This window comes from Gloeothece verrucosa PCC 7822, from assembly GCF_000147335.1.
GTDB classification, from domain to species: domain Bacteria; phylum Cyanobacteriota; class Cyanobacteriia; order Cyanobacteriales; family Microcystaceae; genus Gloeothece; species Gloeothece verrucosa.
This window is the reverse complement of the sequence record NC_014501.1, coordinates 1,417,813-1,444,410: the sequence shown is the minus strand read 5'-3', so window position 1 is coordinate 1,444,410 and position 26,598 is coordinate 1,417,813. Positions and strand designations below refer to the sequence as shown.

25 protein-coding genes and 1 tRNA gene are annotated in these 26,598 nt (G+C 40.9%); 7 read left to right on the top strand and 19 right to left on the bottom strand.

What is annotated here, in order from left to right:
• Nucleotides 1-16: 16 nt before the first annotated feature.
• The 5 genes from phaE to CYAN7822_RS06455 form a co-directional block, all read right to left on the bottom strand.
• On the bottom strand, nt 17-1,027 hold the full coding sequence (gene phaE / locus CYAN7822_RS06475; RefSeq protein WP_013321437.1) for a class III poly(R)-hydroxyalkanoic acid synthase subunit PhaE: 1,011 nt from the start codon (nt 1,025-1,027) through the stop codon (nt 17-19).
• Nucleotides 1,017-2,333, bottom strand: coding sequence for an RNA-guided endonuclease InsQ/TnpB family protein (locus CYAN7822_RS06470; RefSeq protein ID WP_013321436.1), 1,317 nt, complete (start codon nt 2,331-2,333; stop codon nt 1,017-1,019). The genes phaE and CYAN7822_RS06470 overlap by 11 nt, the downstream gene beginning before the upstream one ends.
• Before the next feature lie 260 nt (nt 2,334-2,593).
• Entirely contained in the window at nt 2,594-3,316 is a 723-nt protein-coding gene (phaB, locus tag CYAN7822_RS06465) for an acetoacetyl-CoA reductase PhaB (RefSeq protein ID WP_013321435.1), read from the bottom strand.
• 131 nt (nt 3,317-3,447) lie between these two features.
• Nucleotides 3,448-4,638 carry an acetyl-CoA acetyltransferase PhaA gene (phaA, locus tag CYAN7822_RS06460; protein WP_013321434.1) on the bottom strand — a complete coding sequence of 397 codons (1,191 nt, stop codon included), beginning with the start codon at nt 4,636-4,638 and terminating at the stop codon, nt 3,448-3,450.
• A 470-nt stretch (nt 4,639-5,108) separates the two neighbouring features.
• Nucleotides 5,109-6,509 carry a DICT sensory domain-containing protein gene (locus CYAN7822_RS06455; protein ID WP_013321433.1) on the bottom strand — a complete coding sequence of 467 codons (1,401 nt, stop codon included), beginning with the start codon at nt 6,507-6,509 and terminating at the stop codon, nt 5,109-5,111.
• A 116-nt stretch (nt 6,510-6,625) separates the two neighbouring features.
• On the opposite strand from CYAN7822_RS06455, the gene CYAN7822_RS06450 reads away from it, so the two are divergent.
• Nucleotides 6,626-7,396: an RNA methyltransferase gene (locus CYAN7822_RS06450; protein WP_013321432.1), complete on the top strand. Its 771-nt coding sequence runs from the start codon at nt 6,626-6,628 to the stop codon at nt 7,394-7,396.
• Between the two features lie 203 nt (nt 7,397-7,599).
• Nucleotides 7,600-8,892, top strand: coding sequence for a serine hydrolase (locus CYAN7822_RS06445; RefSeq protein WP_157871876.1), 1,293 nt, complete (start codon nt 7,600-7,602; stop codon nt 8,890-8,892).
• Nucleotides 8,893-9,043: 151 nt separating this feature from the next.
• On the opposite strand, the gene CYAN7822_RS06440 is transcribed toward CYAN7822_RS06445, so the two are convergent.
• Nucleotides 9,044-9,116: transfer RNA gene (locus CYAN7822_RS06440), tRNA-His, on the bottom strand.
• 97 nt (nt 9,117-9,213) lie between these two features.
• Here CYAN7822_RS06440 and CYAN7822_RS06435 point away from each other — a divergent pair.
• Together CYAN7822_RS06435 and CYAN7822_RS06430 are read left to right on the top strand one after the other, a co-directional pair.
• Nucleotides 9,214-9,594, top strand: a complete 381-nt coding sequence (locus CYAN7822_RS06435) for a DUF4359 domain-containing protein (RefSeq protein ID WP_013321430.1) — start codon at nt 9,214-9,216, stop codon at nt 9,592-9,594.
• 357 nt (nt 9,595-9,951) lie between these two features.
• Entirely contained in the window at nt 9,952-10,476 is a 525-nt protein-coding gene (locus tag CYAN7822_RS06430) for a pentapeptide repeat-containing protein (RefSeq protein WP_013321429.1), read from the top strand.
• A gap of 508 nt (nt 10,477-10,984) precedes the next feature.
• Here the strand turns inward: CYAN7822_RS06430 and CYAN7822_RS06425 are convergent.
• The 11 genes from CYAN7822_RS06425 to CYAN7822_RS06375 all read right to left on the bottom strand — a co-directional run bounded on the left by CYAN7822_RS06425 (nt 10,985) and on the right by CYAN7822_RS06375 (nt 21,243).
• Nucleotides 10,985-11,623 (bottom strand): hypothetical protein, encoded by a 639-nt coding sequence (locus CYAN7822_RS06425; protein WP_013321428.1) that lies wholly within the window; start codon nt 11,621-11,623, stop codon nt 10,985-10,987.
• Nucleotides 11,587-12,690: a hypothetical protein gene (locus CYAN7822_RS06420; RefSeq protein WP_013321427.1), complete on the bottom strand. Its 1,104-nt coding sequence runs from the start codon at nt 12,688-12,690 to the stop codon at nt 11,587-11,589. The genes CYAN7822_RS06425 and CYAN7822_RS06420 overlap by 37 nt, the downstream gene beginning before the upstream one ends.
• Nucleotides 12,691-12,692: 2 nt before the next feature.
• Nucleotides 12,693-13,469 carry a hypothetical protein gene (locus tag CYAN7822_RS06415; protein ID WP_013321426.1) on the bottom strand — a complete coding sequence of 259 codons (777 nt, stop codon included), beginning with the start codon at nt 13,467-13,469 and terminating at the stop codon, nt 12,693-12,695.
• A 328-nt stretch (nt 13,470-13,797) separates the two neighbouring features.
• Nucleotides 13,798-14,547: a hypothetical protein gene (locus CYAN7822_RS06410; protein WP_157871790.1), complete on the bottom strand. Its 750-nt coding sequence runs from the start codon at nt 14,545-14,547 to the stop codon at nt 13,798-13,800.
• Nucleotides 14,548-14,575: 28 nt separating this feature from the next.
• Complete coding sequence (locus CYAN7822_RS06405; protein WP_013321424.1) at nt 14,576-15,049, bottom strand: hypothetical protein; 474 nt, start codon at nt 15,047-15,049, stop codon at nt 14,576-14,578.
• An 871-nt stretch (nt 15,050-15,920) separates the two neighbouring features.
• Nucleotides 15,921-16,316 (bottom strand): hypothetical protein, encoded by a 396-nt coding sequence (locus CYAN7822_RS06400; RefSeq protein WP_013321423.1) that lies wholly within the window; start codon nt 16,314-16,316, stop codon nt 15,921-15,923.
• 238 nt (nt 16,317-16,554) lie between these two features.
• Nucleotides 16,555-17,202, bottom strand: a complete 648-nt coding sequence (locus tag CYAN7822_RS06395) for a hypothetical protein (protein WP_013321421.1) — start codon at nt 17,200-17,202, stop codon at nt 16,555-16,557.
• A 92-nt stretch (nt 17,203-17,294) separates the two neighbouring features.
• Complete coding sequence (locus CYAN7822_RS06390) at nt 17,295-18,122, bottom strand: hypothetical protein (RefSeq protein WP_013321420.1); 828 nt, start codon at nt 18,120-18,122, stop codon at nt 17,295-17,297.
• A 56-nt stretch (nt 18,123-18,178) separates the two neighbouring features.
• Complete coding sequence (locus tag CYAN7822_RS06385; RefSeq protein ID WP_013321419.1) at nt 18,179-20,515, bottom strand: methyl-accepting chemotaxis protein; 2,337 nt, start codon at nt 20,513-20,515, stop codon at nt 18,179-18,181.
• Nucleotides 20,516-20,520: 5 nt separating this feature from the next.
• Nucleotides 20,521-20,832, bottom strand: coding sequence for a hypothetical protein (locus CYAN7822_RS06380; protein ID WP_013321418.1), 312 nt, complete (start codon nt 20,830-20,832; stop codon nt 20,521-20,523).
• Between the two features lie 150 nt (nt 20,833-20,982).
• A complete protein-coding gene (locus tag CYAN7822_RS06375) occupies nt 20,983-21,243 on the bottom strand; it encodes a hypothetical protein (protein WP_157871789.1) in 261 nt (86 codons plus the stop codon).
• 89 nt (nt 21,244-21,332) lie between these two features.
• Here CYAN7822_RS06375 and CYAN7822_RS34460 point away from each other — a divergent pair, with 89 nt between their 5' ends.
• Nucleotides 21,333-22,007 carry a M23 family metallopeptidase gene (locus CYAN7822_RS34460; RefSeq protein ID WP_013321416.1) on the top strand — a complete coding sequence of 225 codons (675 nt, stop codon included), beginning with the start codon at nt 21,333-21,335 and terminating at the stop codon, nt 22,005-22,007.
• A 454-nt stretch (nt 22,008-22,461) separates the two neighbouring features.
• Here the strand turns inward: CYAN7822_RS34460 and CYAN7822_RS39360 are convergent, their stop codons facing one another.
• Both CYAN7822_RS39360 and CYAN7822_RS06360 read right to left on the bottom strand, forming a co-directional pair.
• Nucleotides 22,462-23,037 carry a tyrosine-type recombinase/integrase gene (locus CYAN7822_RS39360; protein ID WP_280990124.1) on the bottom strand — a complete coding sequence of 192 codons (576 nt, stop codon included), beginning with the start codon at nt 23,035-23,037 and terminating at the stop codon, nt 22,462-22,464.
• A gap of 409 nt (nt 23,038-23,446) precedes the next feature.
• The gene (locus CYAN7822_RS06360; protein WP_041933155.1) at nt 23,447-23,767 is read right to left on the bottom strand and encodes a hypothetical protein; all 321 of its coding nucleotides are present in this window, start codon (nt 23,765-23,767) and stop codon (nt 23,447-23,449) included.
• A 152-nt stretch (nt 23,768-23,919) separates the two neighbouring features.
• On the opposite strand from CYAN7822_RS06360, the gene CYAN7822_RS06355 reads away from it, so the two are divergent.
• A complete protein-coding gene (locus CYAN7822_RS06355; RefSeq protein ID WP_013321415.1) occupies nt 23,920-25,089 on the top strand; it encodes a 5-(carboxyamino)imidazole ribonucleotide synthase in 1,170 nt (389 codons plus the stop codon).
• A gap of 332 nt (nt 25,090-25,421) precedes the next feature.
• Nucleotides 25,422-26,471, top strand: coding sequence for a hypothetical protein (locus tag CYAN7822_RS06350; protein ID WP_013321414.1), 1,050 nt, complete (start codon nt 25,422-25,424; stop codon nt 26,469-26,471).
• Nucleotides 26,472-26,598 lie beyond the last annotated feature (127 nt).

Genomic DNA, 26,598 nt, shown 5'->3' with positions numbered 1-26,598 from the left:
GGTTTATTAGGCTTGTTCAAAGTTGAAAACTCTCTTTCCCCTCATATTTAGCGACAATCTTTTTCAGACTCTTTACTTCTTTGCGTAGCTCATAAATGGTTTTATGAATTTCATCTACTTCGCTGCGAACTGGCATATTGAGTAATTTTAAATACAGTTCAATCAACTCTTGTTGTTGAATTCTATAAGCATTGAGAGAATTGAGAAATGTCCCCCTAATCTTCAGATTTTCTTCCTGAGAAAAGGCTTCAGCAAAGACATCATCAGCTACCTGACTCCAGATAGTTTGAAACTGCCGCCAATCTTTAACGGTTTTTCCTTCTTCGGCTAAACTTACTAACTTTTTCATCAAAGCTTCAAACGAGCGAACTTGAATATCTCCTAATACCAATTGATAATCAATACTCGCTTTGTAAAAATTCCGCCAAGCTTCAAAGCCTTCTAATAATTTGCGGTTAAATTCTCGTGGCAATCCTAGGAGCGGCGTTTGCATCAAAGATCCAAAAGACTCTTCATAGAGCATATTCCAATAAAGATTATTCAGTTCAATTAAAGCCGAACGCTGTCCCGAGGCGGCTCTGCCAAAAGTTTCTGTAAATAACCCGAGAGGATCAACCCAAAGTTGGTTGAATTTTTGCATTTGTTGCAGATACAGTTTCCAGAGTTCGGCACTATCTTTAGTAATTTGAAGAGAACCTTGAGAATAACTGGTTAACTGCTTTTGCATCTGCTCTATAGATTTGCTGAGAATCTGTTGCCAATCATCTCCTTTTTCAATTTTCGGAAAAATATCTTTCCAAGCATCTACAGAAAGCTTGAGAAAACGGACAACCAATTCTCGATTATCTAAAAATCGTTGAGTTACTTCGGTTAATTCTGGTGCCGTCTGAGGAATGGGGTTAGAGGCGGGAACAGAACTCATTAAATCAAACCAGCTTTTCCACATTAATGTCCCGGTTTGTGTCCAAATATCGACAATTTCAGTAGCGGTGTCAGTCCAAAGCTTGCTTGAAGAATTATTGGTCATTGTTATCTCCTGGCGGGTTGTCTGAATAGATTATTGACACTCCCCAGCCGCGCATGCGTGGGGATTCTTGGTTCACAGAAGATGCTTGCTCTGACAGGATTACTCCAATCAAAGTAGAGGGATCTTCTCCCCCATTAGCCGTAGCTAACGTTGAAAGAATCTCACTTTCAAAAGCTTTAGATCCCGTATGCCCTACGGTACTTAATCCCTTCTGTAGGATGTTTAATGCCGCGTTGACATCTCTATCTAAAATACAGCCACAAGAACAAACATGTGTTCTAGTTGATAGAGATTTTTGGACTTTTTGCCCACAGTTAGAACAATTTTGAGATGTATTGTGAGAAGGCACGGCAACCGTTACCTTTCTATATTTCATCCCAAAATACTCCAACCAACCCCTAAATAATGACCATCCTACATCTGATATCGAAAGGGCTAAATGCCGATTTTTAACCATGCCTTTCACATTTAAATCTTCATAGGCTATCAAATCGTTAGATTGAATTAAGCGGAGTGCCTTTCTCTTGGCAAACTCTTCTCGCTGCCTACTTACCCTTAAATGCTTTCGAGCATATCGACATCTCGCTTTGTGATAGTTTCGGGATTGTTTGTGTCCCTTGCGGAACTTTTTAGATTTCTTTCTATTAGCCCTATTTAATTGACGCTCTGCCTTCCGATAAAATTGTGGAATAGGTTCAATATTTCCTTGACTATCCGCATAGAAATATTTCAATCCCACGTCCACCCCTACCGCTTTTTGAGAAGGGATTAACGGTTCAACCGTATCTCTAGGGTCTAACTGAATTGAAAACTGCACGTAATACCCATCGGCTCTCCTAATTATTCTTACTCGTTTTATTTGTTCAATTTGGTAGTAGTTTAAGTCTTTAGTCCCTATCAGCTTTAGCTTACCGATGTTTTTCTTATCAGTGAAAGTGATATGCTTTCTATTTTCTGATAGCTTCCATCCTGAGACTTTGTACTCTACCGAGCGAGTATTTTTTTTAAACCTTGGATAGCCTTTCTTTCCCGGTATTTTTTTCTTACAATTATCAAAAAACTTGTTGATTGCTCTAAGTACCCGCTCTACGGCCGTTTGACAGGCATGAGAGTTTAAATCATCAACAAATTTGTACTCTTTTCTTAACCTCGTGTTGTATCGAAAAAGTTCTGTTTTGCCAACACCTCGATTATCCATCCAATAACGAAGCACTTTATTACGGACAAACTGAGATGTCTGTATAGCTTCATCAATAGCTTGGATTTGTTGAGGTTTGGGTTTAACTTTGCACTCTACGACAAACACGATTTGATACTCGACTATTAGATATCAATATTGTAGCATAGGTTTTGAAAAGCCGTCCCTTCGTTGTCACTCAGGACAAGCCTAGAAGGACGGGGCTTGCACCCAAAAATTTTCGGTCAATAGTCAATAGTCATTAGTCATTACTGGGTTAGAATTTACTAACACCTAGCCTAGAGCTTTTACTTTGTTAAGTCATTTTCTATTTTATTAATTTTTGACTAATCACCCAAGGCTAATGACTGATGACTAATGACTACTGACTAAGTGTGATGTGCCCCATTAACTCGCAAAACTTCCCCAGAAACGTAACTACTCGCCACCGGAGAAAGCAAATAAGCGGTTGCCCAAGCAATGTCTTGAGGTTCACCAAAACGACGGAAAGGAATTTCAGCCGTAATTTTATCTCTGACTTTTTCTGGGATCGCTTGAGTCATTTCAGTATTAATAAATCCAGGGGCGATGGCATTAGCCCGCACATTATAACGGGCCCCTTCCCGGGCTAAAGATTTCACCATACCGATCACGGCGGCTTTAGTGGCTGAATAATTTACTTGTCCGGCGTTTCCTCGGTCCCCAGATATAGAACTAATGCAGACAATAGAACCTGCATTTTGCTCATACATCCCCTCTAAAAAAGGCTTAATCGTATTCACCACCCCTTTGAGGTTAACATTAATGACGGCATCCCAATCTTGGGAAGTTAGCTTAGTAAAAAAGTTGTCACGAGTGATCCCCGCATTAGCCACTACGCCATAAACGGGTCCGAGTTTTTCTTTAATGGTTTTTGCCGCCTCTTCCATAGAGGTGATGTCTGTCACATCGGCTTTGATGCCTAGTGCTTTGTTGTCTTTCTCATCGATACTGATATCGGTATAAGCGACTTTTGCGCCTAATTCAGTTAATAAAGACACCATTGCTGCCCCAAGTCCTCGATTTCCACCGGTAACAACAATGACCTTATCTTCTAAGCCTAGAGATACCATATTGACTCCTTATAAATAATAATTAGTTAACAGTTATCCGTTATCAGTGGAGAGTTATTTTTTCAGCTATTAGTGATCAGCCCATAACCCACTTAGCGATCAACAGATAAGCTGTTAACTAGGGGTTGAGTTTATACCCGTTCAATGGCTAGGGCTGTGCCGCCACCGGTTCCGTGACAGATAGCCGCCAAACCCAGGGTTTTATCCTGTACGGTTAGAGCATTGAGGAGAGTAACCACAATTCGCGCCCCGGATGCGCCGATGGGGTGTCCTAGGGCGATCGCTCCGCCAAAGACATTCTGTTTATCGTGAGGCACATCTAGGTCTTTTTCAAAGAGGATGTTATTGAGGGCGAAGGCTTCGTTATTTTCAAACAGATCAAAATCACTGATGTGTAAGTTGTGTTTTTCCAGTAATTTTTTGACCGCATGAACTGGATATTCCGGAAAACGCCAAGTTGGCCCACCTGCCCATGAGCCGCCTAAAATTTTCGCCAAGGGTTTAAGTCCGTATTGTTCTACGGCTTTTGGACTGGCCACCACTAAACTTGCTGCACCATCAGAAATTTGGCTACTGTTCCCCGCCGTCAATACGCCATCTTTTTTGAAGGCAGGACGCAGTTTTCCTAAACTTTCTAGGGTTGTCTCTGGACGGATACCTTCATCGGTATCGAGAATTTTGGTTTCTTTTTTAACTTGGATTTCAATGGGCGCAATTTCATTTTTAAACCACCCTTTTTCGGTGGCGGTGGCTGCCCGGTTTTGTGAGTCGGCGGCAATTTGATCCAATAAATCTCGAGTGACACCGCGATCTTCACAGAGACGATCCACTTGATCTCCCATACCCTCATTGGTGGTAGCATCTGTTAGTCCATCGTTGAGGAGAATGTCGACTAACTGTTCTGGCGCACCTAATAGGAATTTGTAACCCCAGCGAGCGCGATGAGATAGATAAAATCCGGTTTGAGACATGGATTCTATGCCGCCAGCCAAAACTAAATCCGCATCCCCGGCGCTGATGGTTCTTGCCGCATTGATGATACTTAGCATTCCACTCGAACAGACCATATCTACCCGATAGCCGTCTACCGTTGCCGGAATTCCGGCCTTAAGTGCGGCTTGACGAGGCACTAATTGTCCGTGTCCGGCCCCGAGTACGTTTCCAAATATATAGAGATCTAACGCTTCTGGCGATACATTTGCTCGCTCTAGAGCCGCCTTCATGGCGTGTGCCCCGAGTTCTGCTGGAGACATCCCAGAGAGAGAGCCTCCAAAGCGACCGATAGGAGTGCGTACTGCTGAAACAATGTAGGCTTCCTGCATAAGTCCTCTAAGTTTAACAACGATATAATTACTTAGCTAGTTAATGAACCATTACCCAATGAGTTTTTATTACTAATTCGATCCGACTTCACTCAATACAGTACCAAGATTTGTTGAGGATAAATCAAAATTACGGTTTCATTTAAGGGTTATGTCCTCACCTTAATCCTCGAGACATTTTTCCCACCTTCAAATTACCCCAATTCCTTGACGGGTTTGGGACAGGTCCTGCTTAAATTCCTACGAGCAACGCTTTTGTTGCGTAGCCAAGCTGTTTAAGATACTCTTTTAATTTACATTAGATGAGTTCCTGAAGAACTTTTGTATTTCTCTCTTATCCTATCGGGTATACTCCCCGTATATTTGCCTATTTAATAATTCTTAACCCTCGAATTCACATAGAGACGTTAGCGGCAACGCCTCTACTTTAAGCCATATCGCTTCTAATAACTCATCAATTGAAACAAAATTCATTCTTGCATTTCGCCTTCAAATACAGGCAAAGAAACCGTAAAAGTTGAACCTTTCCCGGGTTGACTGGTGACAGAAATTGAGCCGCCACAACGCTGTAAAAGATGTTGTGCAATGGTTAATCCTAAACCCGCTCCTCCCAAGTTTTCGGCGATCGCATTTCTTCCCCGATAAAAACTATTAAAAATCAAAGGAATTTCGCTACTTTCAATGCCGCTTCCGGTATCGGTAATGGTTAATTCAACGTTCTCGTTTTTGAGGAAGGCTTGCACAAATACTCGACCATTAGGTCCCGTAAATTTGAGGCTATTATTGAGCAAGCTTAGAATAATCTGTCTGAGCCAATTTTCCGGGCAGGAAACCGGCGGAAAACCTGTAGGAATGGTATAACCTAGCGAGATTCCTTTTTCTTCTGCTAAAGGTTGATAGGTACTAACAATCCCCGGAATTAAATCTTCTAGTTTTAAAGAAGGATCGATCTCAACAGCCGAGATTTGATCGAGATGAACCAGTTCCTGTAACCCAGATAAAATAATAGTTTCTCGTTCACACTCTCGTTGCAAAAGAGAGATATAACGTTGCCGTTGTTCTCGTTTTGACTGCATAGATTCTAGCAGACGTAAACCCGTTTTCATATTAGTCAAGGGAAGACTCAGTTCTTGAGCTAAATTTTTTAAAATTTCATCTTTAAATAAGAGGCTCTCATTTAACAGACGAATAGTGGACTGATTTTCCACCATTAAACTTGATTCAGACTGAAGGATTTCTGTTTGTTGAATTTGCTTTAATAATAATTTTTCTATCCAATTTGCACGAGGATAGTCGGGCAAAGAAAAAGAGGAATTTGATTCTACTAATAATTCTTCAGGCGTTGTATCTGTAATGGTAATAGACTGTTTTATTTGCTCTAAAACCTTTTGGATTAACGCTGGATTAAAGCTATACATTAAATTAAAAAATAGACTTTTTTGATAATTATTTTGTTCGCTAGTTTCCGTTTTATTGACCGGCTTGTTCGCTAAAACCAAAGTCGATAATTCCGGAGAAAGAATAATCAGAAAAAATTCTCGTTTCAAATGAGAACTGGTTTCTAAAACCACAGGCGTAACCTTGGTCAGTGAAGAATGATGCCCTCCCCCTGATGAGGAGGTAGGAGAGTCTTTACGAATACTACACAGATAAATATGTTGAGCATTTCCCTGTTGTTGATATTGCTCAATTTTCTTTGACCAGTAATTTCCTTGAGGCAGCTTAAGCCATAAGGTAGCCTCTAGATGTTGTTCAATCAATAAATCTAATAAAGATTCAATAACGGACTTAAATGTACTGGAACTCACCGAAATCGGCGATGGACTCTCAGCAAACTTCTGAGTTAGCTGATAAAGAGAAGATTCATTCATAAGATGATAGACTGATTACTCTTACAATAATGTCAAACTATTCAAATTATCGTATATCAGTCTTAAGGTAAAACCTTTTCTTTAACGTAAATTGATAATTTAAATTAACAAATCCCATGAATAAAACCGCCTTAGAGGAAGTCAGAATTATTTTAGTAGAACCAGCCGGCGCATTAAATGTCGGTTCAGTGGCACGAGTCATGAAAAACATGGGGCTAAAAAGATTAATATTAGTCAATCCCCAGTGTGAACCAAAAAGCGATGAAGCTAGGCGCATGGCCGTACATGGACAGGATATTTTAGAGCAACTACAACAGGTGAACAGTTTGCCACAAGCCCTGGTCGGATGTCAACGAGCCATCGCTACTACTGGGCGTTCTCGTACTTTACCCACTCATTTCGAGTCTCCTAGAGCGGCTTTACCCTGGTTATTAACGCCCCATAGCACCAGTGCTATCATTTTTGGTCCAGAAGACCGAGGCTTGAGCAACTCTGAACTGAATTATGCTCAACGTTTTGTCTGTATTCCGGCTAATCCGGATTATCCTTCTCTCAATTTAGCTCAAGCGGTGGCTATTTGTGCTTATGAACTCAGACAAGCGGCTTTGACCACCAGTGCTAGTGAACTTGAGGTTAATTCCCTTGAGACAGCCACTTTAGATGCTTTAGAAGCTTATTATCAAGATTTAGAGACTCTATTGTTAAAAATTGGTTATCTTTATCCTCATACCGCCAGGGCAAGAATGGAAAAAATCCGACGTTTGTACTATAAAGCCCATCTCCATCAAGAAGAATTAGCCATGTTACGAGGAATTGTCCGGCAAATGGATTGGGCGATGCAACATTTATCTAAAATAGAAAGTCACACAAACACAGATCAGGGATAGTCATTAGTCATTAGTCATTAGTCATTAGTCATTAGTCATTAGTAAAAAGCAAGAGGAATATTGTGTCTGGCGAATTAATGGAAAATTACCGTTCTGAAAAGAAAGAGAAGTTAAAAGCGCGTCGTCAAAATTCTGGGATCGTCATTCGCGCGGTTTCTAATGTTTCAGATGCTGAATCTCCTCAAACTCAGGCGACAAGCGACATGATCGTTCCGATGAGACGAGGGGAAAGAGATTATAAAAATCGTTCCCGAGACAAACGATCTTCGCCGGTGGTGATGAACTCGATTTTTTATCTTCTGCGTATGATGATTCTTGGGGTAGGACTCAGCGCCATCGCCGGAACGGTTTTAACAGTATTTGACCCGACTATCATCTCAGAATTTGTCACCAGTAAGCTGAATTTACCACAACTGTTGCCTGCCAAATCCACAGCTAAAAAAGCGGTTTTGGCTTCTCAACCTAAACCCACTCCCCAACCTTCGCCACACTCTTCTCCCGCCGCTTTTTCTTTGACCCAAGAAATTGCACCATTAAAGAAAAAATTAATGGACTTAGTGCCTAAATACCCCAAATTAGAAGCGAGAGCCTTTTTTGTGGATATGGATAATGGGAATTATGTAGATATAAATGCTCAAGCCCCTATTCCGGCCGCCAGTACCATTAAAATTTTCGTTTTAGTAGCCCTGTTGGAACAGATAGATGCCGGCAAAGTTCGTTTAGATGAACAACTGACCATGACTAAAGATATTGTTACCAGTGGCTCTGGGGATATGCAATATCAACCGGTGGGGAAAAAGTTTACCGTCCTAGAAACCGCCACCAAGATGATTATTATTAGTGACAATACTGCCACTGATATGTTAGTTAAACGTCTTGGAGGCAAACAAGTCCTCAATCAGCGTTTTCGGGAGTGGGGGTTAACGAATACTATTATTAATAATATTCTTCCAGATTTAGAAGGAACCAATACCACTAGCCCTAGAGATTTAGCTTATATATTAATGCGAGTCAATCAAGGGGAGTTATTATCTCTCAAATCCCGCGATCGTATGTTAAATATTATGCAACAGACGAAAACCCGCACTCTCTTACCCCAAGGGTTAGATTCAGATGCCATTATCGCTCATAAAACTGGTGATATTGGTACTGTGTTAGGAGATGCCGGAATTATTGATATGCCTAACGGGAAACGTTATATCGGTGCTGTGATGGTGAAACGACCCTATAACGATACCGCCGGTAGAATGATGATTCAAGAAATTTCTAGAACCGTTTATCAACATTTAAAATGGTCTAGTGCTTCTCAATTCCTCAAACCGGAAGCCCCTCAAGCTTCTCCTGTGGCTTCCCCTCAAGCTTCTCCTGTGGCTTCCCCTCAAGCTTCTCCTGTGGCCTCCCCTCAAGCTTCTCCTGTGGCCTCCCCTCAAGCTTCTCCCACTCAGAGAACTCAAGCGGCTCCTGCGGCTCCTGCGGCTTCTCCCATTAACCCCTAGTTCATCAATAACGATGCTGTATCCGCGCAGATTCCGGGGCGCGGAGTAACTCAATAGGTAAATATTACCTCAAGCTGGATGTTCTTATTTTTTAACAAAAAGAGCTTTAAGCTAAGAGTATACTTAAAGTATAAGTGTTAGTTAATTTCAGGGCGAACGATGGGAATCGAACCCACGAATGGAGGAACCACAATCCTCTGCCTTAACCCCTTGGCTACGCTCGCCATTAATTTCGTAATTAACATTATAGCACAAGACCTGCATATTGTTGTACATTAAACTCAGTTCGAAAGAATTACTTAGAACGAGGAGTGAAGCAACATGAAAATTTTGAAGTTGCTGGGTGTATTTGCGGGCGTTACTTTCTCTTTCATGGGTGGGGTAATGGCCATGAGTAATCCCGGACAAAATGACTATGAAAGTTATGCTACTGATCAACTCGCTGGTCATCTCAAGTCCAGTGTATGTACACACATTTCTGGGGAATTAAAAGCCGTGCTGCGAAGCGGATGCAAAACCTTGGTGGATACCGGCCGACCTCAGATGAAACAAATTATTTCTCAAACCACCAGAAGACAGAATTTTCTGATTTTTAGTATTTATCAGACAGATTTGGCCTTTTCTTCTCCGATTCCGAGCTATCAATTTGAAACCATTGGGGTAATGCAAAAGTTCTACACTTACGAATCAGATGAATATTAAATAGCTCGTCCTGTTATTCCTAGTACAATTTCAGGACTTGCTAGTCTTGCTGTTTGATTTTTGGACGAGACAAGAGAGCTTTTGGTTGCTTCTAAGGTAAGGTATGTTGTTTAGGCCCAAATCCTTAGAGGCAAAGCCCCACAAGTCGTATACTTGAGCAAACGAAAAAAAATAGACTCATTAGACTTGTTACAGAAGTCGGGGAAAGTTCTTTGTTTTCTTTCCCCTTTTTTCAGTAAACCTGATTTCCTGTAAGGAATTGGCAAGACCTGCAAGACTCTTTTTGCTCAAAAGTTAAGAATTATGTCAAAATCAAAGATGCTATCTAGCTGCTCTATCTTTCTCATAAGACCACTAATGAAGTATTTTGTAAGATTAGCTGTATTATTACTAGCACTCTTTGTGATGATCTTTCCTGTACCTGCACAAGCCGCTAGTTCATCGGCGGTAACGGGTGCAGCATCAACCTTTGAAGATAAAAAACTGGTGGGAGCCGATTTTTCTGGCCAAAGACTGACACTAGCTCAGTTTACCAATGTAGATTTAACTCAAGCTAATTTCAGCGATGCGGACCTTCGAGGAGCCGTATTTAATGGATCGGCTTTAAAAGAAGTTAAACTGCATGGAGCAGATTTAACCAATGCTCTTGCTTATTTGAGTAGTTTTGAAGGGGCCGATCTCAGTGATGCTATCTTCGCTGAAGCGATCCTTAAAAGAACCTCTTTTAAAAATGCAGATGTCACTGGGACAGATTTTTCCTTTGCAGTATTAGATGGAGAGGAAATAGCTAACCTCTGTAAAAGTGCTTCTGGCGTGAATTCTAAAACGGGTGTCAGTACCCGCGACTCTTTAAGATGTTCTGAAAAATTTATAAATCCTTGACCTATAAACATCCTAGCATACTATCTCACTATGAGGCTAGTAAATCGATAGTAACCCCCTAGCAATGATGACCCTCGCTCAAGGCATTTTCTAGGCTTGGGAGTGACAAAAGTGAAATAAGGGTCTAACTAAAGGTCTTGTTTCACCTGGCTGAGCCTAGGAAGGGGTTGACCGAATAAGCCCCTTTAATAGGTGGAGAGGGAACCCTGGAAGTTGCTCTGCTAAGTGTTCTCTCAGTGCCCCCTAAAATGCCCTACAAGGGGGCTTTGTTTCCAAAGGTAGGAACCTATAGCCAAAGCCGACAAAAGGGGTAGGAGCGCAAAATAGGCGCAAGTAAGAATAGACAGGGCTTTCAGAAAAGCTCTAAAGAAGGGTCTAGGCGTTAACTATAAGACGAGCTTATATAAGTACAGGAAAACCCCCTTGATAAACTCAAGGGGGCATTACGAACATGGAAGACTCTATTGAAGCGATAACACAGGGAATAAGGCTCTATAGGAAGAGTCTTTTAAAGAAGGAGCAAAAGACCGCTTATGAATCCCTCTATCTCTAAGTCCCACTCCATAGTCATTAGGGCTTCATCGCACTCTTTTTTCTCTAGAGGCACAACACAGGGATACCAAAAATTAAGCTTACGACCGTTGACCGGTAGAAAAGGGAAAACGATGGTAACATAGACGATTTTTTTCTCAAAGGATACCTCTACTACTGTCTGGGTTGCTATCGCTTTGTGGTTCTCTAAATTGTAGAGCCAAGAGTTTTCAAATTCTCCATTTTCTAGGATTCCTATTGTTTCTGCACTAGCTCGTCTATAGGCTTCCGTCATACAAGATTCAAGCTCTTTATTGAAGTTCTTAAATAACCCTTTAAAGGGTTCAATGACTTTGACTCTTAAGAACTCGATGATATATTCCTTATCAAATTTAATTGGTCTTATGGGAATAAATCCGCCGTCTCTTGGCTCTCCTTTTAGCTTTAATTTCAGATACTTAACACACTCACCCGTAAGCATAGACGGCTCTAAGTTAACGGCGTAGGCTTGAGACTGAATATCAGTCCAATGATGACACTCATAGGGCAACTTATGAGTCTCTTCATTAGCCTTGTTACTTACTTCGTTAGTTCCCAATCTTTCTCTAGCTTCCATCCTAATGTCCTCATTGTTGAAAAAACACTTGATAACGAGACTTTCTCGCTGATTCTCCCTTGCTCCTTGAGCCACTCAAAATAGAGCTTAAGGTGCTTGGGATTGACTCTGTAAACCTTAATAATCTTGCCTTCTCTCTGAGCGAATCTATCTTGCTTATCTTTCTCCTCATCAAGATAAGCTATTAGCTCTTTTGTTGCCTGTTGGCTACTTACTTCCTTGATAGATTTCTGTCTATTTAGAATTGATTCTAGGTAAATAGGAACCTCTGAAAGCGAACAGAATCCACCTAAAACAAGTACAGCTAACAAGTCAATTAGAACTATCAATTTGTCGGGTGAGACAGATAAATTAAGGTCACTAATAGCGGTCTTAATTTCTAGAAAGCTTTTCACTCTGTCCTCATTCCAGTAGCTAGACCAGAGCTTATCAATGCCACTCCAATTAATAGAAAATGGTGAAATAAATCCTATGGAGTTAGGCAATTTTTTCATTTCTATTACCAATAGCCTCCTAGATAATTCAGGGTATTGGCTTTCATCAAATAGGGAATGAATTGATGAGATGATTTTTGGGCAAAATGATTCAAATTTTATAACATCTCCATTTCGTCCTGCTATAGATATTTTGCTGGTTTCGCGGCAATAGCCGTATTTTAAGAGGCGGTATAAGTCGGGCTTTTCGGTGAAAACCTTGGGGTCAAGGTCATCCCAAACTAGGAGCAAATTTGGGTTCCTAAATACCTTTTCGCTAATCTCATTCCTTATAGCCGCAAAGGTATCAGAACTAGAGAGTATCGGCATATCACGGCATTTCGCGGCAACGTAACCCAATGTACTCTTACCACTACCAGCAACGCCGTACACCTGAAGATATGCACAATGATTAAGCAACGCACTGGGTAGAAGTATATAACTAATGCCGAGCATTTCGTCCATGTAATCATTGAATGAAATCATCCTCTTTATGAAGGAGTAAAGTTTTTGGGGATAATCGTTAATGTTTTCGACAGTTAAAAGACTATCCCAAGGTACAGTAATGTCTTTTCTGTATTGCGCCCAAAGCATAATTAATTAAGGAAATAGTCACATAAAACACTAGGAACTTCTTTTGACAGAGTAACGAATCTGTCAATATCATTTACCATTTTTAAACATTCAGTTATAGCCATAAGGAAATTGAAAGGGTTTGGTTCTTTAAATTGTTCATGACGTGGGTTTTTGTACTCTTTCCAGATGTCTTTTATTAAGCCACTGGGTAAGTCCTTGCAAATGACTAAATAACCCAATATCTCATAAATCTGCTGGTCAGAAATGTAGCAATTTTGTAGGTTCTTGATTCTCTCCAAGAATCCCTCATTTGAATCAAAAACATGAGAATCAAAATTTGACATAAAGTCCATAAATTTTTCGTGAATCTCTCCACAGTTTTGACACTCAAATAAGTTATTCATCAGGAATAGCATATTAGTGCATATAGGAACAAAAGCACCTGAAAAGATTCGAGTTTTAAGACCCTTTCCATAGCTGTTACAGACAACTAAAACAGTATTTTCGGCTGATTCCTCCTGTATTTCTATCTGAAATATTGCCATGCAAGTATTGCCCCCTTTGCTGATAGCTATGTCTAGCTCAAAATCCCAAAGATTACCAATTGCTTCTGGGTGCTTTACAGCCTTTAAGTAAGTTTGTTTTAAGGCTTCTAATTTGGTCTTGATTTGGTTGATAATAGTGTAGTGCCTTAAATATGGGATGTTCTTACTTTTCATCTTTACCGATGCGTCTAGCTCCTTCAATTCATCTAAAGAGACTCTCTTTTGACCAGCGTGTATTAATAATGCACTCATTGTTTTTTCCTCGTTATTAGGTGTTTACTCATTACAAAAAGCTTTGCGGTTACCCAAGGGGTTAACTAGAATAACCCCTTACTTTGTTTAGAATCCTCTGGTATCTACTTGGTGGCTTTAACCCTAGCGGCAAGCGGCAAGCGGCAAGAGTATAGCCGTAGAATCCCCTAAAACTGCCATGCGGTTATGTCGGTGCAATGAACGGCTGAACAAGCGGCGGCTACAACGGTCACAGCAACAGAAAGAACCAAAAAGGCGCAAACAAGCACAGTTATTAGCAAAGTTGCGAAAATAGCAAATCTATACATTTTAAATTCTCCAATTACCGTTATTTACTCTTCATTACGTTTTCTAAAAGCCTCATCCATGTTTCGGCTTCGGTGCGTATGGTGTCATCATTATCAATTAAGTTATCGGCTAATCCTGATGCCACCTCTCTAAGGCTCTTAGGAACGTCTTTAATTTCAAAATCTCTAGCATAGGTTTCACAGACCCATTTAACGCGGTCATCATAGGACTCTCTCTTATTCTGGGATGCTTTAGAGTCCTTGTTTTCCACCTCTGTGACCAGAGACTTTATGTTAATGGGGGATAAAGCCTCTAGGGCAACAGGAGTCTTATTTACGGTAATATACTCTGAAAGATACATTTGTTTCTTGGGGTTGTCAGATTCCAATCCCAAGAATTTTTCTTGGATGGTGTCGCTATCGCTTAGGGTCAGGAATCCCTTAAGAGTGTGTCCAGTAATGTTATCTCTCTCAAAGTCTTCCCAGACATCAGAGCAAGCCCCATAATAAAACCTTTCTGCTATGGATGGCTCAATAGTGATGGCTTCATATTGACCATTTGCCCCTTTCTTTCTTCCCTGATAAGGTTTGTTGTGGAATACAAACAGAAGATTATAGGGAGGCTCTATCATTTCAAGACTAGCGTCTCCTATTTCTGGCTTTGGATAAAGGATTATTCCTTTAACCTTTTCTACCACGTGAAGCAATAAATAGACTGTTTCATCATCTGTTTTAGTGAATAGACTTTCATCAAATTCTATATCTATTGCTTTTTTGGGATAGTCCCCCATAACGCGATTGATACCCGTTTTGTTGAATTTAGAAATGTACGGCATTAGCTAAGACTCCAATACTTCTAGCATAGAAAATTCTTTCAGCAACCTCTGAATTAAACACTTTTTTACATCTTGGCTTAGTCTTTTTGGGATTGCATACACCTATCCAAAGATGCGTAAAAACCTCTGGATTATTATCAGCAAGCAGCATTAATTTGCTCTCCCATTCATGAGACCATACCCCCTTGATTTCAATGTACAGTTTCTTTTTGAAACCAACTGAAACCACAAAATCTATATTGAGAGAGCGTTCTGCATGAAACTCAGTTTTAGGTATAAGCAACACTGCCTCATGTATCTTGATTTGCTCTGCTGAAAAAAGCGTTAGCAATTTCTGATAAAAGGTTGCCTCTAATTGTGAGTCAAACTTAATAACATCTGAATCCTCTTCTTTACAAACCTTGCCAGTAAACTTAGTTAGCACAAGTCTTTTGGAAGCTCCATAGTACCTTGACATTTTTGTTTCCCTATTGAATTTTAGAGTCTTGACAACGCTTTTAATCAACTTTCTGACCTTTTACACAAGGGAAAACATTGATGCTAAAAACGTTGATGCTCTGTTAATTTCTTGAAAAGATAGCGATAAGTACAAGTGCTGTACACCTGTTCTACTAATAGAATAGTAGTACACTTTATTTTCCTTGTCAAATTGTGTACTATTAGATTTTCTGTATATGTTTTCTTTTTGTATACAAATCTCTTAACAGGGGCTTGACAAGAGCGGCAAAAATGCAAAAATATAAATAAGGGGGTTGCCCAAGCTGTCTCTAAGAAATTCTTACTGGGTGGGGGGCGCGGGTAGGAGGGGCGCAAATAAAGATTCTATATCTAACTCTATAACTCTACTAACCTTTCTTTCTAGAAAGCCTTAAGTAAGGCTATTATCTAGAACATCTACAGATAGATAATTTTCTAAAGAAATATTTTATTTTTTGTTCTTAGTTATCTATGCAATATATCCAACAATTTTCCTGACTTATTTAGCCGCTAGTACACTCCTAGCCAAAGGTAATTTTAATTAGCCTTCACAATGCCGCTTAAATGCCGCTAAAACCTCTTGGTAATAGCTAGGGGTGCGTTTGTACCTTTGTCACAAATTAGCGGCATTACAGGTCCACCTAGCGGCACTAGATGGCTTATGCGCTTTTGGAATGCTGGGTAAATAAGTTTACTTGCCTTTGCGGACTTTCAATAATGGCTAATATTTGTTTGACTCCAGTAACCACTGGGCACAAGGAGCCTTTCAGTTTGAGTAAGCTCAACCCTTGTTTACCACTTAGTCACCGGGGAATGTGGTCATAAGTGAAATAAGACCTTAAATTATGCCCTTAATTCACATACGAGTAAATCAGGATAGATAGGCTAGACTTCCATTGGTCGGGCAGTAAAGAGAGATAGAAGCTATTGCCCACATCTTGCGGGTAACGGATAATTTGGGTTCCAAGCCATAACCTTCTTGAGGTGGCATAAGCGTAACCTGTCGGGCCGGAATCATAAAACTGTTTAAGCTTGCCAGCATAGCGGCTATTCTGGTTAGTGGTGGTCACCCGAACGAGCAAGACAGGAGAAGAAAAAGACCCTAGCCATTTTTCCTCCATAGGGGTGTAGCGGCTAGGGTTGAGAGCATCGGGGTCGGCGTTGAAAGTTTGGCTATAGCTCAGTTGCCAGTGACTGCCACTAAAGTCTAGCTCTGTATCAGGGGGTATCGGGAGAGGTTGGAGCATAAGACCTCTAAGTTTCTAGTAGCGTTATCAAGCCAGTCATCAGGGTTAAAGCCTTGGTCGTTTAGGCAGTCAGCCAAATCCTCTATTGAGGCTTCACCCCTAAGAGCTTTCTCTAGAAGCTTTTGCCTTTCTATTCTGTCATCGGCATCAGCTAGAAACTCCTCGGGGTTGTCATACTCAGCAGGGTAGAGACAAACATAAAGGATATCGTTCAATCTGTCTGCATTCATAAGTAATCCTATTCTGTCATGAGTCCTTCTTGACGGTGGGTTACTAGGATATTTGTACCAGTCGCTTGAATTTTTGTCTTAATGTTTCTAAAGACATCTATTTCTGTGTTGACGTGTCCACTCGGGGGAGTTTGCACGGCTCCAGTGGCAGTGGTGGGAACCCCAAAAGGAAGGCTCGCGCTAGTACCGCCGTAGTCAGTCCAGTTGAGCTTAGTTACGTGGCTTACCTTGGTAGTACCAGTCCCACTCCTGCCACTGGTAATTATCGCCTTAGCAGGCGTAGCGTCCCCTTTTGGCTGTGTACTCCAACCGCTAGGAGCATCCCCATTATCTTGATAGGGGTGCATGAGATTCTCAAACTTAGTCCCTGTTCTTATATCTGTTTGAGCATATTTAGTATAAGTTTCTGGGACATAACTAACTCTCCCTCCTTTCCCGTCGGGAGTGTCATTTTCTTTGTCTGTGGGCGAAATACCCCATTGAAATAGCCGAACTAATGCAAATTTAACGGCTGGTCTATTTTTCCCCTTATTCTTGCTTTGGTGGTCTTTAAGGGTTTTGCTTTTTTCCTGAATCCAAGTACATAGGGCTGTAGCCGCTTCGGCTCCCCTTTCTCCGCCAATAATCCTGCTGTACCTACTTCTACGATTCGGCATAATTTTTTTAGAAAATGGTTTAACTACTTCATATTAGTGCTTAATTATGTCCTTTAATTGCCGTGCTACCCCTTTAGGGTCAGTTAATTACATCACGCTGACAGGATGGCTCTTTTGGTTTTATTTTGCCGATTGATGAGAACTAAATTGTATTTTCTGCCGTGTATATAGATTTCTGCCTGATTAAAGCGAACGTAGCCTACAGGACGCTTCCTAGGTTTTTTTTCTTGCTCCCCTAAAATCCTCTGTGTGCCGGGATTGGTGGGGTAATTCTCTGTTGGCTCCTCTGGTACATGAGAGAACAAATTAGACCAATTATGAGGCAATTCGAGGACAGAGTTACATTTTTCTATAACGTCCTTAGCAGTGGCTTTATCCCAGACATAAAGCTGATAGTCTAGCCCGTGTTCAACGTCCTTGTAGGTATAAAGTTCTTTGCCTCTCTTAAATTTAAACCCATTGCCACTGCATAATTCAGCTTTAACTCTTTCTGCTAATCTTAGACACTCTGTTCTAGTTAAAGTGGTGCTTGTCTCTTTAACTAATCTAATTTTAACGGTGCTTTTTAATGGGTAATAGCCATTTTCAAAAGCATCGGAGGCATCTTCTTTAAACCTTAAAATGAGTATTGGTCTAAACTTCAGATTGCTTTGAACCTCTTCTGTAGGAAGTCCATAATAAGGCTCTAATTGTTCATAAGCCCATCCATACTCGAAGAGAAAAAAGAGCATTCTAGCAACAGTCATATCGCTAGTATCGGAGTCCTGCATGGTGCAAGCAAGCTTTAAAGAGGAGCGAGGGACATTTAAATCAGGCTCATCTTCAACATCTGAAAACTCATCCTTAACTAGCCTGTTATGGACTTTTCTAAGGGTATCTTGTAGATGTTTCCAACTATTAAAGTTTTCGGGTAGAGCCATTTTTAAAATATTCCTCACTCACTACATAAAAAGGAGTTCAATACACCATTATTATACTACTCAGTCGGGGCAGGTTTTACCAAATTAGCTTGAGTAATGTTAGTTCCTTGTGATGCCGTTTTAGCAGCATTCTTTTCGGTTTCTTTTGCCTTTTCATCGGTGTCTATTTGACCTTTAATGGTGTTAATCTCTTTTTTAATTTCATTACAATTCTCGGCAACTTGTACAGCCTCAGAGGTGATTTGTTCTAAGTCTGATGCCATTTCTTGTCCCTTCTCTAGAACCCGAGATATAGCCCCTAGCCTACCAATTTTGAAGGTAAATAACTCCGAGAAACGTCCTGCGATGCCTTCTATGATAGTCCCAGACCTCTCTAGGGCATTTCCAAGTTTACCCGTGTACTTGGCGACAATCTCTATTCCTTCCGCTATTCCATAGAGGCTATCACCTAGCAGTTGAACAACCCTAGTAGCACTATTGTAGATAGTTGAGAGTTTTTTCCAACCTGCGCTCATAGAGGCGTAGTTTGCCTCGCCAATAATTGTCTTGACGGTTGCTTCTATGGTTTTGCCGATAGCTTCGCTAATGCCTTTCTCTACTTCATCAGCATCCTTGATGCCAAACAAAGTAAGGACATTATTAAGGGCATAAACCAGACTATCTCCTATAGACCGAGTGAGCATCAAGGCGTTATGGACGGTGGCGGCAAAAGTGAGAATAGCTATAACTCTCATGAATAGGAGATACTTCCATAAAAGCACCTGTTTAGCCTTCTGCCAGGCATCCATAGCCTCAAGCTTTGCTCTAATTTCGGCTATCCCACTAAAGTCAAGCCCACTAAGCAAAGTATTAGTTTTAGCTAACTTACTATCTACATCATCAATTTTTTTGCTGTTGTTAGCGTTTTGAGTGCTGAGTGAGCCGCAACATTGCCCCATTTGTTGACTTGGGGTGTACTCCGACGGGTTCTCGTATTTGGTATCAGTATCACTTGTTGGCTTCTGCTCCGGTGTACCAGTTTTCTGTTCCGTTTGGTTTTGAAGCTCTGGTTTGGGCACAAGGGGGACGAACCCTTGAGGCAATCCCTCAAACTTTTTAGGCTTATCCTTGGTTTCTGTTGTTGGTTGTGCAGTGGGAAAGCTTTGACCTGGGAACTTTGACGGTTGAACCGATGGAAGCCTTTGAGGCTCTGGGGTGTCTTGGGGCTGCTGAAAGGGGTTGTCAGTGTTCCCTGGATGCCAAGATGGAATAGTCCAGGGTTGCGGCGGTGTAGCCGTTTCAGGTAACCCAGTCGTTTGAGAGTTTGTGCTAGTTAAAGGCTTAGATTGCGGCTTTAATGCCTGACTGCTAGATGGGGATGGTTTACCCGGGGAATCGTTAGCGTAATTGGTAGCATTGTTCGTTACGTAAGTGGTGTTATAGGTGTTATTGGTGGTGTAGTTGTAGATAATGGGTTGGCTGTTGGGGTCAGTATCAGGTTGACCATCGGCTCTAGTGATGCTAGTGATTTTAAAAAATATGGTCTTTTTATAGTAGGCAATCCCTAATTGGTAATTAAGGTAATACCCCTTAAGTTGGTTGTCACCATACAAAATCCCATAGTGAGCATCAGAGTTACTAGGGTCAAGAGTTCCCTCTCCTTTAATGGGTCCGGGCAGGACAGCAGAATTTGTTTGAGTATAAAGAACATTGCCCGATGGGTGGTCTAGTCCGCCATGCTCAAAGGTAACAACATACTGTACACCCTCTCTCATCCCTGCTGTAGGAGGGACACCCATTGTGGGATACGTTTTAGCTGGCTCTAGGTGAGCCACTCCGCTATTTTTAGCCTGCTGTGCCGCCTTGGCGTTGGCGATAGCCGCTTTTTCCTTGTCATCGCTAGTAAGCGGGGGAAGCCAGGGCAGAGGAGCGATACTTGCCGCCGCAAAAGTAGCTGCTGCTGCTGCCGCGCTGATTGCTGCCGCGCTTGCTCCTGCTGCCTCTGCTGCTGCTCCTGCCCCTGCACCAACTGCCCCTGCACCAGCACCACCGCCTCCCGTCGGGGCAGGTTCAAAAGGATTTCCCTTGGCGGGTTCAAGGTACTTATTTGGTTTTTGGTATGGGTTGCGCCCTTCATAGGGTTTAGGGTTATTCCACCAAGCTTTTTCTCCGCCAGGGAGTTTTGGAGCGTTTGGTGGTGCGGGTTCTGCCCACTTCCATTCATTCGGCGGATTCTTGGGCCACTTTGCACCGTTATGCTCATAGTAGCCGCCGCTAGAATAGCTACCACTTGATGTATTTGCGCTCGCTCCCGAGTTATTGGGAACGTCGTAAACAGTTTCAGCAGGTACATCAATGGCGGGTTGTTGTTGAGGAGATGAGTAAGTCTTTTTCGGAACCCAAAATGTGCCCATAGATTTTAGCTGTTGTAAGAAGAAGGGTAAGCATTGCTAGAAATTTCTTTGACATAGAGCCAAGACTTTTTATTAAGCGTATTACCCCATAATTGGGGGTCATAAGGCAAGTAAACGTCAAAGTGCATCATTGATTGTCCGCTATAAGCTACCCCAGTAGTGAAGGTGCAATATGGCTGTGCTGCATAAACTCCATTATCTAAATTGAAAGTTAGTCCACCTATTGTTTCTTTTAAAGCCAACAAATTATGAGCTATTAAGCTTTCTAGGGTAGCTATATTAGACGGGATGTTGTTAGCAATAACGATGGCTGTCATAATTTAAACCTCATGCAAATAAACTGGTTATATTTACTTGATTGTACTACTTAAATAATATTTTGATTTAAGCGGGTTAAGTACATCTTAGAGAAGGGCTTTCTTTAGGCTTTAATTTTAAAAAACCCTCCTCACAAAAGACTATTTGCTTTAGCGTTTCCAGTCTCTTTCCTCATGTCCTTGCAATTGCTGAACGGCTTCAATTAAAAGTTCAATTTTAGTCTCAAGCTTTGTCATTCTTGCCTCTGAATTGACTTGATACTGGGTAAAAGTTGACTGCATTAAAAACATAAGTCCTACTAATGTAGTGCTTGTCGCGCCTAGGGTAACAGGTATATAGGTGTCAGAAAACCTTCTAGGTCTAGGCTGTCCTTGTGAAAAGTTACTCGTAGTTTCCGATGGTGAATTCATAAGCATTTTAAATAAGTACATAATTACTATTCTACCTTTATCATAATATACTAATGATGTTACAAAACATTCTGTCAAATTAAATAATTATGAACCTAGAGCTTTACGTTAAAGACTGGACATTATTAACCCCAACACTTAGAGAAATAGAAATTGATGAAATCAAAGATATTGAACTTATTAAGAGCATTCAAATACATCTCAATTGCTGTGGCTATGGCTGCATAGTTGATGGGATTGTCGGGGAGGAGACTAAAAAAGTTTTTGCCAGATTTAAAAAAGAACACTTCCTAGAATTTCCTACTAAGCTAGGCAGAATGACTGCTGTCACTTTGATAGAGCTAAATAAGACTATTAAGAAAGGTCTTTTTACCCCAACAAAAGGGGAGGGATGGATAAGTTCACCTTATGGGCAAAGGGGGAACAGTTTTCACAAAGGAGTCGATATAGCCTGCCCACAGGGAACCTATGTCTATGCCATAGCAAGCGGCGTAGTGAGGGAATCTGTTGAATTATGCCGTGTAGGCGATTATAACTGTGGTGGTGGATGGGGTAACCACGTCATGATTGAACACTCACCGGAGATGAGTAGCCGCTACGCTCATCTTTCATGGGTGTCTGTAAAAGTTGGACAACAAGTTAAACGAGGGGAGATGATAGGGAGGTCTGGTAATACGGGTCATTCCTATGGGCCACATCTACACTTTGAGATTATCAAGAATGGCGAACGCATTAACCCTCAATCAGTAATGAAAGTTCTCTAATTAAACCTTTGCTTAAGACCTTAAAAGGTAAATGACTATAGCCTGTTTTTAAAGCCAATAAAATGTTCTTAAGCTAAGGTCTTTAAGGGTGTTTTGTTGGTACTATAATAGAACCATAGTCAACCTTGCGAGGTTATCATTGCTGTTGAGGGAGGTCAGATATCGATACATAACAGCAATGATTTTTTTTTAACATTTTATTAAATAATTTCTAGGGTCTTGACAGAGTGTACTATCTTTTAGTACACTGCCAATATCAATGAAGTTTTAGGAGCCACGCGCTTATGCAGTAAGTTCTTGGGCAATATCGCGTTAAATACCCCTGTTTCCTAGAAGACTCACAGATAACCATTTTTCAGCACTCCTTGAGAAAAAAATAATCAACAAAAAAACCCCCTAATCCGTCATCAGATTAGGGGGTTTCTGTTAAGAAAACACTATATTATTAGTTCTATTATATATCTAATAGTTCAGCGTTTCTAGGCTTATCTAGGTAGTGTTTCTGGATAGTTTCCACACTATTACCTACAAGGTCAGCGATGTACTTTATTTGCCCTACAAAGTTAGTTTTATCGTTGGGGTTATTTAGTGCCCCAAGCACCTGTAGGCTAATGAAAGTGTGTCTAGTAGAGTAGGGTTTCAAGTATTGGGTAATCTTCCCTTCCTTGGCTAACTGAGTCACAATGCCAGGGTAATCCATGAAACGCTTTCCATTTGCTTTTGAGTATCCTTGCCAAGAGAAAGCGATATCATTACGAGAAAACTGTCTCCCGTCGCTCTTACTGAAAACAAGAGCGTTATTATCGCCTTTAAATCTCTCATCTCTAAGCCTTAGTAGTAGTTGCTCAAGTCTGGGATAAAAAGGGAAAGTTCTGATAGTTCCGTTTTTGGTTCTACCCTTGCTTAATGCCTTCGACCGTGATTCATAGGACTTAGAGAAAACTATCACTCTTTTATCCCACTTAATGTCATTCCAAGTGATAGGATAGACCTCACAAGGACGGCAGCCAGTTAAGAAAAGAAACTCAATTAAAGGAGCAATTTGCTTGCAAGCAATTCTCTTACTCTTGTAAAAAGACTCAATGATTAAGTCTCTTTCTTCAACAGTAAAAGAGCGATAATCATTCTCTCCTAAGCTGTCTCCTTCCTCATTGGTCTTAGACCTTTTGGAGGGTTTGATTGACTCCTCTAAACCCTTAAAAGGGTTTTTGGTTAACTCCTCTTTTTCGATAAGCCAGTCACTAAGTTTAACTAGAACAGAGAAGCAATCAATTTTGTTTTTCTTGTTCTTGGTTGACTTATTGAATTCAGAGAGAATTGTCTCAGCTAATTCTCGGGTAATTGGTTCATCTAGCCAAGGCTTAATGAGTCCTAGTTTATTTATAAGGTACTTTGACCGATAGGTGCTTTCTATTATTTTCCCTAGCTTATAAAGCCTCTCAGCGTAAGCTAGAAAAACTAGCTCCTAGCTTAGGTTCTTCTTTTTGCTTAGGAAAGTTAATAACTGTTCCACCTAGATACTTTTCCAGGGTAGGGTCAAAGAGGTTGTCAGGATGGTCTAAGTCGCTTTGGATTCTGCCACATAGAGCCACTGCCCATTGGTAGTTATTTGGCGTATTGGGTCGGCGTAAACCCTTATAGACTTGTCTCTTCCCAAAGTACCTCTCAGATACCCGAGTAGAGAACTGTAGCCGTAAGTTTCCCTTGTCGGTTCCTAGCCGAACGTCGGGGTAAGCCCATGTCAATTTTTGCTGTACCATAGTAGCTGTAACTATTGATTTTTCAATGTGCTGACCCTTTTACTAGACTCTAGTAACTTGCTAGTAGCCAAATAGTAAAAGGGTTACTATTTAAAGCTTACACTCCTTGAATTTTCTGGTCAAGCTAATCCTTTAGGATGTGATTAAACTATATGGCGAGTAAACGAGTTGGTGTGATCGGTGGAGGACAATTAGCCTGGATGATGGCAGGTGAAGCGCAAGCTTTGGGAATAGAACTGATCGTTCAAACCCCTCACCCCGATGATCCAGCCGTGAGTCTCGCCACTGATGTGATTTTAGCCGCTATTGATGATGCCACCGCAACGGCAGAACTGGCAACCCGTTGTGATGTGATTACTTTTGAAAATGAATTTATTAATCTAGCAGCCCTTCAACCCTTAGAAGCTACGGTTAGATTTTCTCCGTCTTTAAAAGCCTTATCTCCTCTACTCGATAAATACCATCAGCGTTGCTATCTTCAACAAATTGGGCTACCTATGCCGCATTTCCTGGCACTTGAGCCGGGTGCGACTTCTCCTGTGGAGGTGATAACCGCTAACGGATTTGTTTTTCCCTTGGTGGCTAAAGCCCGTCGTCATGGTTACGATGGTTACGGAACCTTTATTGTCCATAATCCATTAGGGCTAGAAACCCTCTGTAATCGAGACCCTAAGCCGCTTTTGATGGTAGAAGACTATATTCCCTATCAAAAAGAATTAGCGGTTATAGCGGCTCGTAGCCTCAACGGAGAGGTCAAAATTTATCCGGTGGTAGAAACGATCCAAGTTGAGGCCGTGTGTCGTCGGGTAATGGTTCCGGCACTCATTGAGCCTGAGATCAGTAGAGAAATTGAGCAGATGACAAGGCAAATTTTAGAACAATTGGAGATAGTGGGGGTATTGGGGCTAGAATTATTTCTCACTCAAGAGGGGAAAATTTTAGTCAATGAAATCGCACCCCGTACCCATAATTCAGGACATTATACTCTAGATGCTTGTTTGACCTCTCAGTTTGCTATCCAGTTGCAGGCAGTCACCGGTTTACCTTTGGGATCAATTGGCTTAAAAAGCAGTGGGGCAGCAATGGTAAATTTGTTGGGCTATGAATATTCTCATCAAGATTATCAATCCAAACGAGATCAGATCGCTTCAATTCCCCATACTTATCTACATTGGTACGGAAAAACTGAATCTCGTCCTGGACGAAAATTAGGTCATGTTACTGTGCTGACTAACAAAAATTGGGGGGAAGAATCGGTGCAAGCGGCTCAAGAAAAGTTGTTACAAACTGTTAAGCAAATAGAACAGATTTGGTATTTTTAAGCTTTTTTAAAGCTAGACTGTACAAATAAGCCCTATGGTTAGTCAGTAGCGGCATATCTCGTTACCTCATGCTTAAATTTTTTTAATTATCTCGGTTTTCACGGATAAACGGGGGGAAAAAAATTTATCCACAGATCTGTGAATTTTTTGAGCATTTGGGGAATTATAAGCATGAAACCTAGAGAACTTTGACTTGATAAGGACTATAGCAGTAGGGGTTAAAAGATAGAAGTTCTGATCACGAAAAGGTGGTGTTTCCTGAAAGCTTTACTTAAAGTTTCATGCTCAAGGCCAGAAATTATACCTAGCTTTTAAATTAAGGGAGATTTTCTATGACTAACCTAAATAATAATTCCATCAAACCACAAGTAAATAGAACAGCAAGTGATACTCCTTGGTGGAATCGTCGTGTTTTTGGGAACTTCAGTTTTTTAGACTATTTAATTGCCAAATTTAGTAAGCAAGTTGTTCCCGAGAGCGTTCTGGCACTCCATCAAGGCAATTTCATGGATCTGAGGGTTTTTGCTAAAACAGCCCTAGCCGTTGACAATGATCGCTTTACTAACTACGAGTTTTTACTGTATGTAAAAATTAAATATGCTTTGCGTGTAGGACTAGATGAATATGCTGGCTTAAAGGATAGTATTGAACTGTTCCAGGTAGCGATCGAAGCCAAGAATAGTTATATCACCATTGACCAAATTGAAATTCGTTACCGTAGTTCTAAGCAGCAAGAACTATATGACTATGTGCAAACACGACTCACCAGTGACGAGGATAAAACCCAGTTTCGTCCTCGGGTTCAAGAAAAATTAGCTGAACTGTTGCCTCAGATTAAAACTGAAGAAGGCCGTAATGCCATGCAAGCTTACGTTGAAGAACTAGATCGCCTAGCTGAACATGAATTGGGATTAAAACTGCTGTGTCTATTCAAAGCTTATCAGTTGGCAGACTATTCTATCTTAAGAATTATCTCTGATCTGGTCAGCACCCTCAAAGAAGAAGATGTCACTAATCACAAAACTTTAGTTTCTCTTGTCCTCAATAAATATGAAGTCTTTGAAAAACTGGGAAAAATTATTGGGCTAACTGATCAACAAAATAACCCTAATACCTATGCCCGTATGGTTCAATATATTACTTTAGGTTACAGACATAAACTCTCTTATGTTAAGTTTGAGGAGTTAATGAATGTTATGCGTCTGTGGTACAAACCTTATCAAGTGATCGAAGCCCTTCGTCAGCAATACACCCCTAAAGAGTACAAATTGCCTAAAGCGTTTTCTGAACCCCTTCCCGGCATAGAAATTTATGAAAAATATAAAAAATCTCTCACCGACAAAAATACCGGCTTCACCTATATAGATTTTAATGAGAATTAACAGCCTCCCCTGATAAGTCGGGGGATTTTCTCACGAGTCTTGACTTGACAATAATTGCTTTGATCTAATAAAATAATAGATTGTGTGTCTAATTCCTGCTCGGATCAGGTTAAGACATCTCAAAAGC

Coding starts and splice junctions, on each gene's coding strand:
- CYAN7822_RS06430 (WP_013321429.1), top strand. CDS start 9,952: ATGAAGTATTTTGTAAGATTAGCTGTATTATTACTAGCACTCTTTGTG.
- CYAN7822_RS06405 (WP_013321424.1), bottom strand. CDS start 15,049: ATGTCAAGGTACTATGGAGCTTCCAAAAGACTTGTGCTAACTAAGTTT.
- CYAN7822_RS06375 (WP_157871789.1), bottom strand. CDS start 21,243: ATGAATTCACCATCGGAAACTACGAGTAACTTTTCACAAGGACAGCCT.
- phaB (WP_013321435.1), bottom strand. CDS start 3,316: ATGGTATCTCTAGGCTTAGAAGATAAGGTCATTGTTGTTACCGGTGGA.
- CYAN7822_RS06390 (WP_013321420.1), bottom strand. CDS start 18,122: ATGGCTCTACCCGAAAACTTTAATAGTTGGAAACATCTACAAGATACC.
- CYAN7822_RS06435 (WP_013321430.1), top strand. CDS start 9,214: ATGAAAATTTTGAAGTTGCTGGGTGTATTTGCGGGCGTTACTTTCTCT.
- CYAN7822_RS06425 (WP_013321428.1), bottom strand. CDS start 11,623: ATGGAAGCTAGAGAAAGATTGGGAACTAACGAAGTAAGTAACAAGGCT.
- CYAN7822_RS06395 (WP_013321421.1), bottom strand. CDS start 17,202: ATGCCGAATCGTAGAAGTAGGTACAGCAGGATTATTGGCGGAGAAAGG.
- CYAN7822_RS06380 (WP_013321418.1), bottom strand. CDS start 20,832: ATGACAGCCATCGTTATTGCTAACAACATCCCGTCTAATATAGCTACC.
- CYAN7822_RS06455 (WP_013321433.1), bottom strand. CDS start 6,509: ATGAATGAATCTTCTCTTTATCAGCTAACTCAGAAGTTTGCTGAGAGT.
- CYAN7822_RS06450 (WP_013321432.1), top strand. CDS start 6,626: ATGAATAAAACCGCCTTAGAGGAAGTCAGAATTATTTTAGTAGAACCA.
- phaA (WP_013321434.1), bottom strand. CDS start 4,638: ATGCAGGAAGCCTACATTGTTTCAGCAGTACGCACTCCTATCGGTCGC.
- CYAN7822_RS06385 (WP_013321419.1), bottom strand. CDS start 20,515: ATGGGCACATTTTGGGTTCCGAAAAAGACTTACTCATCTCCTCAACAA.
- CYAN7822_RS06350 (WP_013321414.1), top strand. CDS start 25,422: ATGACTAACCTAAATAATAATTCCATCAAACCACAAGTAAATAGAACA.
- CYAN7822_RS06410 (WP_157871790.1), bottom strand. CDS start 14,547: ATGGGGGACTATCCCAAAAAAGCAATAGATATAGAATTTGATGAAAGT.
- CYAN7822_RS06400 (WP_013321423.1), bottom strand. CDS start 16,316: ATGCTCCAACCTCTCCCGATACCCCCTGATACAGAGCTAGACTTTAGT.
- phaE (WP_013321437.1), bottom strand. CDS start 1,027: ATGACCAATAATTCTTCAAGCAAGCTTTGGACTGACACCGCTACTGAA.
- CYAN7822_RS06445 (WP_157871876.1), top strand. CDS start 7,600: ATGATCGTTCCGATGAGACGAGGGGAAAGAGATTATAAAAATCGTTCC.
- CYAN7822_RS06415 (WP_013321426.1), bottom strand. CDS start 13,469: ATGAGTGCATTATTAATACACGCTGGTCAAAAGAGAGTCTCTTTAGAT.
- CYAN7822_RS06360 (WP_041933155.1), bottom strand. CDS start 23,767: ATGGTACAGCAAAAATTGACATGGGCTTACCCCGACGTTCGGCTAGGA.
- CYAN7822_RS06420 (WP_013321427.1), bottom strand. CDS start 12,690: ATGCTTTGGGCGCAATACAGAAAAGACATTACTGTACCTTGGGATAGT.
- CYAN7822_RS06355 (WP_013321415.1), top strand. CDS start 23,920: ATGGCGAGTAAACGAGTTGGTGTGATCGGTGGAGGACAATTAGCCTGG.
- CYAN7822_RS34460 (WP_013321416.1), top strand. CDS start 21,333: ATGAACCTAGAGCTTTACGTTAAAGACTGGACATTATTAACCCCAACA.